At 72.6% G+C, this 13,301-nt stretch carries 7 protein-coding genes; 3 read left to right on the top strand and 4 right to left on the bottom strand.

Annotated elements, in window-relative coordinates; translation table 11 throughout:
- Positions 1-83: 83 nt before the first annotated feature.
- The gene (locus IT371_06170; protein MCC6747227.1) at positions 84-926 is read left to right on the top strand and encodes a hypothetical protein; all 843 of its coding nucleotides are present in this window, start codon (positions 84-86) and stop codon (positions 924-926) included.
- A gap of 28 nt (positions 927-954) precedes the next feature.
- Here IT371_06170 and IT371_06165 read toward each other — a convergent pair whose 3' ends face one another.
- Positions 955-2,820, bottom strand: coding sequence for a hypothetical protein (locus tag IT371_06165; protein ID MCC6747226.1), 1,866 nt, complete (start codon positions 2,818-2,820; stop codon positions 955-957).
- A 211-nt stretch (positions 2,821-3,031) separates the two neighbouring features.
- Here IT371_06165 and IT371_06160 point away from each other — a divergent pair, with 211 nt between their 5' ends.
- Positions 3,032-6,031, top strand: coding sequence for a hypothetical protein (locus tag IT371_06160; protein MCC6747225.1), 3,000 nt, complete (start codon positions 3,032-3,034; stop codon positions 6,029-6,031).
- 234 nt (positions 6,032-6,265) lie between these two features.
- Here the strand turns inward: IT371_06160 and IT371_06155 are convergent, their stop codons facing one another.
- Positions 6,266-6,916, bottom strand: a complete 651-nt coding sequence (locus IT371_06155) for a hypothetical protein (GenBank protein MCC6747224.1) — start codon at positions 6,914-6,916, stop codon at positions 6,266-6,268.
- Positions 6,917-7,356: 440 nt separating this feature from the next.
- On the opposite strand from IT371_06155, the gene IT371_06150 reads away from it, so the two are divergent.
- On the top strand, positions 7,357-8,379 hold the full coding sequence (locus tag IT371_06150) for a gamma-glutamyl-gamma-aminobutyrate hydrolase family protein (GenBank protein ID MCC6747223.1): 1,023 nt from the start codon (positions 7,357-7,359) through the stop codon (positions 8,377-8,379).
- On the opposite strand, the gene IT371_06145 is transcribed toward IT371_06150, so the two are convergent.
- Positions 8,380-11,877, bottom strand: coding sequence for a protein kinase (locus IT371_06145; GenBank protein ID MCC6747222.1), 3,498 nt, complete (start codon positions 11,875-11,877; stop codon positions 8,380-8,382).
- Positions 11,878-12,004: 127 nt separating this feature from the next.
- A complete protein-coding gene (locus IT371_06140) occupies positions 12,005-13,255 on the bottom strand; it encodes a BamA/TamA family outer membrane protein (protein ID MCC6747221.1) in 1,251 nt (416 codons plus the stop codon).
- Positions 13,256-13,301: the final 46 nt, after the last annotated feature.

Here is a 13,301-nt window from a genome sequence, read left to right as displayed (position 1 = left end):
CTTCGCGCGCGCGGCCCCCGGGCCCGAGCCTTGCGATGCCTCCGGGCGGTGATCTCGACCCCCCATCGGAGGTGCCGCTCGACATGAAACCCGGACGTTTGCGAAACCTGTCTGTACTGGCCTCGTCGCTGCTCGCCGCGGCGTGCGGGCTCGAGGGCGAGCTGCCACGCGAGGAGTCGCTCGACCGCGTCCCCGCCGGCTGCGCCACCCCGTCCGTCGCCATCCCGGCCACGCAAGTGCGCGGCGAGCGGGCGGGCGCGCTCTGGTCCACGACGCAGCTCTTCTCCCACCCCGTGGTGCAGCAGCCGCGCGACCGGACCGGCTGCGTTCTCGGAGGGCACGTCTCCGCCAGGAAGGACGAGGTCACCCAGTTTGCGGCCGCGCCGCTCGGGCTGCTCGCCCACAACTTCCTCGCCGGCGCCTCGTTTCTGACGATGCGGCTCGGGGACCGGGTGCGGCTCACCCTGGCTAACCAAGGGGCGGGGCACACGCCGACGGCGTTCTCGGTGGCCGAGGTGCGAGACCTCCAGGCGCTGACCCCGACGAGCGCAACCTCCGACTTCGTGGACCTCGGTAGCGGCAAGCGGCTCACCGCCGCCGAGCTCTTCGCCGAGGTCTACACCTCCGGGGAGCGGGTGGTGCTGCAGACCTGCATCGCCAAAGGGGCCGAGCTCTCCTGGGGACGGCGCTTCGTCATCGGCACGCCGCTGCCGTGTCGCACGGCGAGCGACTGCGCCACGGGCGAGCTGTGCTTCTCGCACGACGGGTGCGGCGAGGTGGGGTTCTGCGTGGCGCGCCCGTCGAGCTGTCCCGACGCGTGGGCCCCCGTGAGAGGGTGCAACGGCCGCAGGTATTCGAGCGAGTGCGAAGCCTTCCGGGCGGGCGTCTCGGTGCGCGCTCCCGACGAGCCGAAGTTCGTGCAGTAGTCGAACGCGCGTCGTCGAAGCGCGCGCTTCAGGCGGCGCGAGCCACGACGCCGAGCTCCCAGGTGTAGCGCTGGTGGCAGGCCAGGCAGCGGAAGCCGTGCAGCTCGGTGCCGCAGCAAGGGCTGAAGAGAGACGCTCCCGAGGCCAGCTCGCCGAGCCGGTCAGAGAGGTCGAGAGGCGCCTCCGGCTCGCAGCAGTAGACGAAGGGGCGCAGGTCGGCGCCGCACAAGCAGAGCTGATCGCGCGGCCAGGGGAGCGCGCGTTGCAGGCGTTCGTGCTGCAGCTCCGCGAAGGCGAGGTCGCACGCCTGCTCCACGCGAAAGCCCTGCCGGAGGGTCGCCCCGACGAACTCGGCCAGCTCCGCGCGGTCGGGCTCCCGGCCGCCCCAAGGAAGGGTCGTCAGGAGCTCCTGGCAGAGGGATCGCGCGAGCTCTTCGAAGAGGCCCGGCCAGCGCTCCAGCGTGGCCTCCAACAGAGCGCGGAAGTCTGCCGCGTGGGCGCCGTCGGGTGCGAGCTGCGCGTGGAGTCGCGTGCGATGCGCCGCGGGGAGGGGCGCGGTCGTCGCCCCTGGCCCGGGTCGGCCGCCACGCACGGCGGCGTGGTAGAGCCGCGCGCCGTCGGTGGCGAAGGCGATCAGCCGCTCCAGCTCCAGGCCGAGGCGTTGCGCGTGCGAACCGAGCGCGCCCACGACCGGTGCGTGGAGCGCGAGAGGGAGGTCGCGGGCCGCGCACGCCGCGAGCGAGAGGTGCTCGCGTGGGGCCGAGCAGAGGAGCTGGCCGACGGGCATGGCCCACGGGGCGAAGGGAAGCGACAGGCCACGGGCGAGCCCGTCCCGCTCCTCTTCGAGTCGGGGGACCGCCGGGTCATCGGGGGAGAGCCGCACGAGGAGCTGCAGGGCGTCGAGCAGCTCGCCGTCGCAGCGGGCCCGGCGGAAGCAGGCGACCGCGAGGGCAGCGTAGCCTCGCGCGTGGGCCTCGGCCTCGAGCGCGCTGCAGGTGCTCGCCAGGGCCGCGAAGATGCGCCCCGCGAGGGGAAGTGCCGGCACCTCTCCGAGCGTCGTCAAGGTCTCCTCCAGCTCGGCGCGAGCGCGGGCGGGCAGCCCGCGGTCCAGACTGAGGCGTCCGGCGGTGAGGAGCGCCTCGGCCCGACGCGTCGGGCCGGCGGTCCGCAGGCGCGTGACGACCTCTTCCACCGCCGAGGTGAGGTCCGGGCTCTGGCCTTCCACCTCGAACTGCGTCACGAGCTCGAGCAGAGTGAAGCGGTCGCGCTCCATCGGCGAGAGGGTCGCGAGCCGCGGGCGCCGCTGCTCGAGCAGCGCGAGCGCTTCCTCGGGCTGTCCCACGCGGCGCAGGGCCGAGACGGCGGTCGTGGTGGCCGCGAGCCAGAGATCGTTCGCGCCCGGCTCGCGCCCCGCCTCGTCGAGGAGTCGGAGCGCCTCCTCGGGGCGGCCGAGCCCCTCCACCGCGGCGCCGAGAGCGATTCGCCAGCGTCCGTCGCGCGCCGCGGGGTCGCGCCGCAGCAGCGTCTCGACCAGCTCGGCGTAGGCTCCGCGCCGCAACGCGCCCTCCAGCTCGAGGGGCAGGATCGTCCCGGGCGAGAGCAGGAGCGGCGGGAGACAGAGGCGCAGGCGATGCCAGGGCACCTCCACCGGGGCGTGCTCGAAGCGGACGGGCACCGTGGGTCCCGTGGGTCCGCTGCCGCGCCCAGCGCCCGCCGGAGGGCGTTCGGCCAGGGTGGAGAGGGCCAGGGAACCCACCCGGCGCTGCGGGACGCCGCATTCGTCCAGGAGCTCGAGCGGCTGATTTCCCAGCCAGGTCCACGCTGGGCCGAGCGCGGTGAAATCCACGAGCCAGCGTCCTTCCAGAGCCTCGAGCGTGGACCAGCCGTCGTACATGGCACCCCCTCCACACTCCAGACGTTCGAGCGGGCCGTTTCCTGACACGCCGGGTGACGGTCCGGCCCACGGATGCGGCCACCCCCCACGACCGGGTACACTGCCGCGCATGCATGGCGAAGCCGGAACACCTCCCTTGGACGTCAGGATGCGGCCTCGGGCCGGGGCCCGGGCGGGCGTTGCTCGCGGCGCGCGGGCCGGCGCGGGCCTGGTGACGATTTTTCTCCTCGGTTGTAGCGGCAGCACCTACCAGCCGACGGATGCGGGGAGGCCCGACCTTCGTCCCGACGTCGGGCGCCCCGACGCGACCGACGCCGCGCCCTCGTGCTTCGGCAGCGCGTGCCTGCCCGACGAGTACTGCAGCGCCGCGCAGAAGAAGTGCGTGCGCCGCGGTCGCGCGCTCTGCGAGCCGGCCTTTTGCGAGCGGGACGAGGACTGCGGCGACGAGCGCGACCTGTGTCTCAAGGACAAGGCCGACCGACCCTTCTGCGCGCGGGCCTGCTCCGACGGGAGCCCGTGTCCCGACGGCTTCGAGTGCCGCCCCGCCGACGGCGTGACGGGCCCCTACGCCTCGCAGTGCCATCCGCTCTGGGGGAGCTGCGACGTGACCGGGCTCGCGTGCAAACCCGGGACGGCCGGGCCCTGCCGTGCCCCCGACGCGGAGTGCGTGACGGAGGGGACCTCGAGCTATTGCAGCCGGCGCTGCGAGAGCGCCGGAGATTGCCCGACGGGCTTCAAGTACTGCGCCTCCGACGACAAGGGGGTGCGCACCTGCCGCCGCCTCGTGGACACGAGCTCAGCGAGCTGCGGCAAGGCGCGCAACGCGCTCGGCGTCGGCGCCTCCTGCGCGAGCGGGGACTGCAGCGCGGTGCTGCCGGGAGGCACCTGCGTCTCCGCCGACAACGCGCTCGCGGCCCGCTTCTGCACGCGCGGCTGCGCCACGGACGCCGACTGCGGCGCGGGGGCCTTCTGCGGGAGTGTGGCCTCGCGGAGCGGCGCGGTGTGCCTCCCCGCGGCCTGCGCGTGCCTCGCGCGTCTCGCCGACGCGGACCTGGAGGCGGCCCTCGCGGCCGGTTTCTCGGCGGTGAAGCGCGACCGCTGCGACCTCGGCCACCGCTTCGGCGAGCTCACCCGACTCTACGGAGACGGCCTCGCGAACGACGCCCTGCGCCTCACGACCTACAATCAGCTCTACTACGCGCCGATGGGGATCCCCCTCTTCGTCGCAGCGCTGCGCCGCGAGCTGGCCTCGCTCAAAGGGAGCGCGACCCCCGTCTCCGATGCGCTGGCCGTGGCCGGACGCCTCTGGGACGAGCGGCACGTCGTCGCCGCGCCGCTCGCGCCGCCGGCGAGCTTCGAGGCCGCCGTGACCGCCCTCTATCGCGTGCACACCGACGCCGAGAGGCGGGCCGCGCTCGACCGCGTGACCGAGGACGCGAAGGATCTCCCTGTCGAGCTGAAGGAGCAGCTCGCCCCGATCGTGGCTGCGCTCGCCGAGGCGGTGAAGCTGCGCGAGCGCGCCATCTCGTATATCGGCCACTCCGACGCGCTCACGCAGCGCTTCTTCCGTAACACGATGGCGCTCTTCTACCGCAAGAAGAGCGGCAGCCTCTCCGGCGCGGCGGTCGATCTGAGCAAGGAGCCGGACGCGAGCTTCTTGCTCCGCCAGCTGGGCTACGGCCTGCTGCTCCAGGCGGCCGCGACGGTGGCGCGCGCGGTCGAGGGGGCCAGACTGACGCCCGTAGGGCCGGAGCGGACCTTCGCCTTCAACCAGAGCACACCCTTCGGTCGCATCGTGATCTCCGATGGGCATGCGACGAGCTACAAGGGCGACGACGAGGCCTATCGCGGAGACCTCCTGCTCCTCGTGGACGCGGGCGGCGACGACACCTACGAACTCCCCGTGGGCGCGACCCGCAGCAGCACAAACCCCGTCGCGCTCGCGCTCGACCTCGGCGGCAAGGACAGCTACGGCTATCCGAAGCGCCCCGACCCGAAGGACGCGAAGGGGCGCCTCGTCTCCGACGAGGACGGGCGGCTGCAGCACGCGCAGATCCCCGTCTCGCTCTCTGAGCAGGGGCGGCAGGGGTACGGCAACCTGGGCGTGGGGATGCTCTTCGATCTCGGGGAGGGAGCCGACACCTACGAGAGCCTGCGCTTCTCGCAAGGGGCGGGGATCCTCGGCGTGGGGGTGCTCTTCGACCAGGGGGGCGACGACACCTATCGGGCCGAGGCGGGCTCGCAAGGCTCGGGGCACTTCGGCGTGGGGCTTCTGCTCGACGGCGGCGGGAACGACCGCTACGAGGGGTATTCGGCCATGCAGGGCGCGGCCTACGTCAAGGGAGTCGGCCTGCTCGCCGACCTCGGCGGGAACGACCGCTACGTCGCGCAGACCGGGGACCTCTACGTGGAGGAGAAGAAGCGCCTCCCCGGAGACGACCCGATCTACGGCCACGGCAACAACCAGGGCGCGGCCTGGGGACGGCGCGCGGACTATCCCATCGACGGGCTCGAGAACGGCGTGCACAGCTCGGGGGGCGCGGGGGTCCTCTTCGACCTTGCGGGCGACGACGTCTATCGCTGCGGCTCGTTCTGCCAGGGGACGGGCTACTGGTTCGGCGTGGGGGCGCTCCTCGACGAGGCCGGCAACGACCGCTACGACGGGCGCATCTACACCGCCGGCTCCGCCGTGCATTTCGGCCTCGGCATCTTTCACGACGCGGCCGGAGACGACGCGTACGGCACGGAGCTGCCGCTGATCGGGCTGTCGCACGGCTTCGCGCACGACCTGTCGATCGGCTGGCACACCGACGCCGGAGGCAAGGATACCTATCGCGGCGCGTGGCAGTGTTTCGGCACCGGGTCGAATCAGTCCCTCGGCGTGCTGGTGAACGGAGGAGGGGCCGACGACTACCAGAGCACGAACTACCTCGGCTTCGGCATGGCCACCGCGCTGCTCAAGAACGTGGAGTCGACGAGCCCGCGTCACGCGCTCCGCACCACGGGGATCTTCGTGGACGCGGCGGGCGCCGACGCCTATCAGCGGCCCGCGTTCTTCTCGCCCGAGCTCGTCGGGGACGGCGTCACCTGGCGTCACCCGTTGATGGAGACGACCTACCTGCCCGACGGCACGCCCACGGGGCGCGAGATCACCCTCTCGGTCCCGAACGCCTACGGCTTCGGCGTGGACCGGGCGGGGAGCGGGCGGTAGGAGGGTGGAAGAGCGCGGGAGGCGGGCGAGAACGCGGGCGGCCGTGGGCGCACGCGGGCGGTCGTGGTGGATCGGTGCGTCGGGGAGGATGGCTGGCGACGGGGGGTGGGCGAGAGCGCGGGCGGCCGTGGGCGCACGCGGGCGGTCGTGGGCGTCGTTGCGTTGGGAGAGTTCGTTTCGTGTGGGACTTGTCTCGGAGGGCAGGCGACTGGTTTGCCATCGAGGCTGGTTCTGCTATCCGGGCACCGCACTCGTTGATATGAGCCCCCGCAGCTTCCAGCCGGTCTTGAGCAACCAGGTCCGTGGCTCGAGCACGGGTGGGTCTCCGTCGGGGGGCACGGGCGTGAGGTCCTTCCACCCGTCGAAGAACCGCCCCGAGCTGCACGCATCCAGGTCGCGCCTCGGGACCCACTTGCCTCGCGCGACGCCGTGCTTTCGCGAATTCTGAAGGACGTAAGCCAACGCCGCCTTCACCTCACTCGGCGTCTTCAGGATGTGCTGATGGTAGCGGTCCCGAAAGACGCGCCCCTTGCGGCCCACCGTGCGGTTCAGCGCGTGCGCGAGGCGGATGGCCAGCGCGCGCAGCCCCTTCATCAGCACGCCCCGGTCCTTGGCCTCCGTCACGAGGTGCAGGTGGTTCTTCTGGATCGAGTAGTGGGCGAGGTTCATCCCGAACCGCCCCGCCGACTGCACGAAGGCGTTTTCGATCGCGCGGAGCTGCGTCTTGCTCCGCAGGTTCGGTAGCCCCTCCACCACCTTCATCGTGACGTGCACCGGAAACCGGCTGGCGAGGAGCGGTCGAGCCCGATGCGGCAGTCCGCTCCCCGGCTGCTTCTTGCGCCCCGCACCCTCGCGCTTCCCGCCCCATCCCGTCGCCTCCCGCATAGGCAACGGGAGCTGTTTCGCAGACCCCCCCAGCATACGTGTGCCCGAAGTTCGGTCATCTCCTGGGGAGGATTTGCGTTTGCGTACCAGCATGAATAAGGCTAATAGTAGCAAAGCGCTGGCCTGACGTCAAGTGATCTTCTTGCACGAACAAAGAGGACAGGTCCTCGTACCTCCAAGACAAGCACAACAACCAAGCCCCCCTCCCCGCCGCACCGATCCACCCCGCCGCCGGCGTGCGCCCACGGACGCCCGCGCTCTCGCCCACCCCCCGTCGCCAGCCCACCTCCCGTCTCCCTCCCAGGGCCCCCTCTCCGGTACTCGGCCGTCCGGAGGCTGGAGGAGCCAGTCCCCCGGTACACAGCACCACCGGAACCCCCCGGCCGCACGGCACCCCATCCCCCTAACCGCTGGCCTGCTTCCTGCCTTACAACCAGCGCATGAGGTTGAGACCCCATCTGTTCCGCCCTCTCGCGCTGGCCGTGGCGCTCGGGCTCCTGCTCGCGGCGCCGTCGGCCAACGCCCGGTCCCGGCACCAGCCTCAGGTCGTCGAAATTCCGGGCCTCGGCCCGATGCTGCTCATGGGCCCCTCGGCGCGGGCGGCGGTCCGCTCGTACGTGGCCGGCCTCGAGCGTCGGCGGATCTACCCGGGTGCCGAAGGCGCGCTCGCGGCGTGGGGGCAGGGCCTCGCGGGGGCGCAGCCGGAAGGGGTGCTCGCGCTCGCGAAGCAGGAGGGGCGCCCGCTGGTGGGCATCCAGCTCAACGAGCTCCGCACGCTCGTCGGGGGCAAGGCCGACAAGGCCGGAGCGCGAGCCATCGCGGCGGCCGTCACGCGCGCTGGCGGGCAACCGGTCTTCCTCCCTCCGGGCGCGGCGCGCAGCCAGATCGACCGTCTCCTCACGCCGCTCGACCATCTCGTTCTCGCGGGGGGCGACGACGTGCACCCGAAGCTCTACCGGCGGCCGGTGACGCACGCCGAGCAGCTTCTCGACGCGCGCGATCGCTACGAGCAGAAGGTGATCCGGCGCGCGCTGGCCCGCGGGCTCGGCATCGACGGGATCTGCCGCGGCCAGCAACTACTGAACGTGACCTTCGGTGGCACGCTCTTTCAGGACCTGATCCTCGACGGAGCGACGACGACCCCGCATCGCGGTCGAGGCGCGCAGGTGGAGCACGCGGTGACCTTCGACCCGGACACGCGGCTCGGGGAGCTCACCGGGGTGGGGCGCGTCCTCTGCGTCAGCCGGCACCATCAGGCCGTGGAGCGGCTCGGCAAGGGGCTGCGCGTGGCGGCGCGAGCGCCGGACGGCATCATCGAGGCGGTCGAGACCTTGAGCGGCCAGGTCCGCGGGTACCAGTTCCACCCGGAAGCCCGGGCCGACGCGGTGGGCGACGCGATCTTCTCCGACGTGGTGCGACGGGCGCTCAGGCACCGCGTGCACGCGGCCTCGTCGGTCGACTGATCAGGCCTTCAGCGAAGCGAGCCAGCTCCGGAGCTCGGTCGCGAGCTCCTCGGGCCAAAGGTGGGTCACGGCCCGGCGCAGGGCCCACGGTACGGCGAACGAGGTGAGGCCGAGCGCACGGTGGCTCTCTAGCGCCGCTTCGACCGCGCGTTCGGCATCGTGGCTCCGGCCCGTGCGCCGCGCATGGTCGGCGCGCAAGAGGTGATAGGGCTGCATGACCATCGGCTCGGGGCGCTCGAGCGCCGCCAGCGCGTCGAGTGCCGTCTCGGCCTCCCGCTCGCGCCCGGCGATCTGGTGGGCCCCGGCGATGAGCAGCAGCGCCTGCCCCGTCTCGTGGGCCAGGTTGCCCTCCACGAACGAGCGATGGACCTGTTCTCCGAGCGCCAGCGCCGGCTCGGCTGCGCCTCGATGGCAGTGGACCCAGCCTTCGAGGAGCAGGCAGACGTTCATCCACCACCACTCGTCCACCCGACGGAAGTGCCGGAGCGCCTCGGGGTGGCAGCGATCCGCCTCGGCCAGGTCCTCCTGCTGCAGCGCTACCCAGCCGCGCAGAAAGAGCGACTCCCCCTCGCCGAACTCCTCGCCCTGGGCGCGGAAGGCCTCGATGGCGCGCTCCTGCCACACGCGCGCGTCGGCGTAGCGCGCCTCGGCCATCTTGATAAAGCCCATGAAGAGCCACGGCTCCGGGAGCACGAGCCCCCCCATGCCGTCCACGATCGCCAGCGCCTCCTGCGTCACGCTCTCGGCCTCGGCGAGACGGCTCTGGGAGTAATAGACGCGCGTGAGACAGAGCAGCGCGCGGATCTGCCCCTCGTAGTCTTCGAGCGCGCGGCAGGCCTCCAGCGCCTGGCCGATGGCGCGTTCGGCCTCGACGTAGTCGCAGCGCGCGTTCGCCACCTCGCCGAGCAGGCGGAGTGCCGTGGCCGCGCCCGGCTGATCTCCGCGACGCTCGTAGGCGGCGAGCGCCGCGCGGGCCGCTACCTCGGCCTCGGTGTCGCGGGAACGGATGATCTCGGCCTCGGCCTTCCAGCGCCACCAGTCGGCCTCGAACTCCGGGTCGAGCTGACCCTCGAGGAGGCGTAGGCTCTCCATCACCTGCAGCGGGTCGCGACGCGTGCGCCACTCCTCGGGGAGGAAGGCCATCAGCGTCTCGGCCGCGCGCCGCGGCTCTTCCGCCGCGAGGAGATTCTGCACCGCCAGCCGCACGAGCGCGTTCGTGCGGCCGAGGGGATGCGCTCCGAGCGCTTCGGCCGCGGCGAGGTAGATGCGTCGCGCGTCGGCGCGCCCGCGCAGCTCGTCCACGAGATGCTCCTCGAGCAGGTCGTGGTAGAAGCCGAGCGTCTCGCGGTCCGGCACGAGGAGCTGGTGCTGCACGAGCGTCAGCACCACGCGGTCGGCGTCGAGGGCGAGCGCGGAGAGGAGCGCGTAGAAGAGGTCCCGCGCGAAGGTCGAGCCGAGCGTGGTGGCGGCGAGCGCCCCGAGCTGCGCCTCCTCGGGGAGCGCGGCGATGCGAGAGGCCCAGAGCGAGCGCGCGCTCGCGGCCGGGCGGGCGAGGACCTGCTCGTCCACGCGATAGCAGTGATGGGCGGCGTCCCAGCCGAGCTGGTGCCCCTCGCTCCAGGTGCGGAGCTGCTGCAGCGCGAAGAGCGGGTTGCCGCGGCTCGCGAGGTGCAGCGCGCGACCGACGCCCGCCTCGAGCGGCATCACGCCCTCGAGCAGGTGGTGCAGGCCGGACGGGTCGAGCGGCTCGACGGGGACGCAGTGCGCGTCGGGGCGGTGGCCGAAGGACTCGAGCGGGGCAGGGGGCCGCGCCTCGAGGAGGCCGGCGTGCCGCACGGTGGCGACCACGAGCACGGGTTCGGGACGCCTGAGGAGCTCCTCGACGAGCGTCTGCTCCTCGGGGCTCGCGCGGCCGAGGTCGTCGAACCAGAAGAGGAGCGGGCGTCCCTCGACGAGGCGCGAGATGGCCTGCAGCAGCACCTGGACCCGCGCCTCGGGGCGATCGAGCTGCGGACGCGGGCTGGTCTTCGCGGCGGCGCCGGCCGGGAGCGGGCGAAGGAGCGCGGCCAGGTCCCCCGCGAGCTCGCGACTCGCCGGGTCCGTGCCCCACCTTCGGCCGAGCATCTGCTCGATCGCCGGGCCTCCCATCGGGCCGAGGCCGAGATAGCGTTCGAGCGCGCCCGTCACCCCCTGCATCGTGCCGCGCGTGCGACCGAACGACGCGCGCAGGGTGACCATGCAGCCCCGCTCGTGAACCTGCTCGGCGAGCCAGTGGGCCAGGCGGCTCTTGCCCACCCCCGCCTCGCCGTAGAGCAGGATCATGCGCCGCTCTCCGGCGAGCACGCGGCACACCTCGGCCCAGAGCTCCTCCTGCTCGCGCTTGCGGCCACGCAGCGGTGGGACCTGCAGCGGCAGGAGCGCCGGGGGTGCGAGGCCCAGCTCGGTAGCCGGCTCGGCGGCGCGCGGGCCCTTGTTCGTCGACGCGGCGCTCGACGCGGCGAGCTCAAGGGTGGTGTCGCTTCCGTCGGTGCTCTCGACCGGCGCCACGGGCCCCGTGCCGCGTCGGACCTCGCCCTCGGGCCAGCTCGCGCGGAGCTCGTGCCAGGCAGTCGCCGCGGAGGCAGGGTCCCACAGCCCGTCGAAGGCGCGCCGCACCTCGGCCGCGAACTCGTAACGACGCCAGGGCTGCTTGGCCAGCAGCCGCGCGACGATCTCCCCGACCCGCTCCGGCGCGCCGTTGGTCGGGTGGAAGGGGTCCGGCGCGGCGAGCAGCACCAGCCGGAGCTGGTCCTCGAGCGTGGCGCCGCGGTAGGGGAGCTCGCCGCAGCAGTACTCGTGCAGCATCACGCCCAGCGCGTGCAGGTCCGTCGCCGGTCCGAGGAGCTGCGGGTGCCGCTGGATCTGCTCCGGCGCCGCGTAGGGGGGCGTGAGGAAGACGCCCGCTCCCTCCGGCACCTCGGCGAGCTCGTCCATGCGGAAGTCGTTGAGCGACGGGTCCTGCAGGGTGGCGAGGCCGAAGTCCACCACCGAGACGCGCAGGCCCCCTCCGGGCGCTTCGCTCAGCAGCACGTTGTCGGGCTTGAGGTCGCGGTGCAGGATGCCGCGGGCGTGCATGTGGGCCAGGCCGGCGAGGATCTGGCAGGCCACCGCGCCGAGCAGGTCCCACGGCAGAACCCCCTGGCGGCGTCCCACGGCCCCGAGCGAGATCCCCTCCACGTACTCCAGCACGAGGTAGCGCGACCCGTCGGGCAGAAGCCCCACATCGTGCGCGCGCACGAGGTTGTCGTGCTCGAGCGAGGCGAGCGCTGCCGCCTCCTTGTAGAAGAGCTGGTCGGCCTCGGTGCTCGCGCCGGGGCCGGTGCGGTCGATGCGCTTGAGCGCGACCTCGCGCTCGAGGACCAGATCCCGGCAGCGCCAGACCTCGCCGCTCCCCCCTTTTCCGAGGAGGGCGCGGCGAAGGTAGCGGCCGGCGACGAGCTCTCCCGCCGTCACGTGCACGCGAGGCGCCTGTCGCACGAGAGGTCGCAGCCGAGGCAACGCATGAAGCCATGATACTCGACGAGGGTTCGCCCGACACGGGCGAAGTCGTCACTGTCGCGCGGCGCGCGCCCCGCGGCTCCGCCGACTAGAAGATATGGAAGATGTCGACGTAGAAGCCGATCGGCGAGGCGTCCGGAGACCAGGCCACGTCGGTGCGGATCATGAAGGCCTCGCCCCACTGCAGGCGGACCCCGCCGCCCGCGCCCACCTTCAAGCCGAGGCCTTTACCGTCGAGCTCCGGCCGCTCGGTGTAGTCGGCCCAGACGCGGCCCGCGTCGGCGAAGACCACGGTCCCCACGTTGAAGCGCTGCTTGAGGACCGTGAAGGGCAGCCACTTGCTGCGCAGCTCCAGGTTTCCGACGAGCTTGAGCTTGCCGTGGTAACGCTGCCCCGGGACGCCTCGCACGGAGGTGCTTCCTCCCGGCCCATAGTCGGGAAAGAGCCCCCCGTAGCGGGCCAGCTCGTAGACGGGGACCTGGCCGAAGAGCAGGTCGAAGACCGCGCGCGCGGCGAGGGTCAGGTAGTCGCGGAAGAAGGCGTGGAAGAAGCGCAAGGTCACGTTGAAGCCGCCGTAGACCCGCCCCTCCTCGAAGGTCCCGGCCCGCAGCGACGCCTCGTGCAGGACGCCGGACCTCGGCACCATGTCGTGGTCGCGGCTGTCCCAGAGCACGCCCGCGTCGCCCTGCAGGGTCAGGTGGCGCGACGCGCCGAAGAGCATTCCGCGCACCGCCGGAGGGCCGCTCGCCACGTCCTCGGCCAGCTTGCTCCCCGGGTAGAGGCGCAGGTCGTTGAAGGCCGCGGTGCCGGCGAAGAAGAGCTGCAACTCCTTGCGCAGGGTGACACGGACGTTGGCCAGCGCTCGCGGGAAGACGCGGTCGAACTGGTGGTAGCGCAGGGCCTCGTTGTATTCGCGCGGCTGGAGCGTCGGGTCGAAGGCGTCGGCTCGCGACACCGCGGGTGCGGCGTTGCCGAGGCCGTAGTACCCTGCGGTGACGAAGCGACTGAATCCGACGCGCAAGGTCCAGCGCAGGCGCGGACTCAGCAGCCCGGGGAGGTCCAGCTTCAGATAGTGGTCGTGAAAAGGCCACTCGACGCCTCCCTCGGGGCGCTCCTTCACGGTAAGGTAACCTTGGAGCTCGAGACGCCAGCGGAAGGGGTAGTATCCGGCCTGGAAGCGAGCCAGCGAGAGCACGGCCCCGAAGCCGAAGCCGACGTCCGTGTCCCCGCCGAGGGCCGGGACGGCGCCGACCTCGTAGCGGTTGGGCTTCAGTTGGTCGGGCTTGGCGGCGTGGGCCGGCGCGGCCAGCGGTCCGGCGAGCAGGCCGGCTAGCAGCACGAGTCCGACGAAGACGGCGCCCGCGCGGGGGAGCGGGGCCGGGACC

The organism is Deltaproteobacteria bacterium, assembly GCA_020848905.1.
In the GTDB taxonomy this organism is placed as follows: Bacteria; Myxococcota_A; Polyangia.
This window is presented reverse-complemented; position numbering and strand designations above follow the sequence as displayed.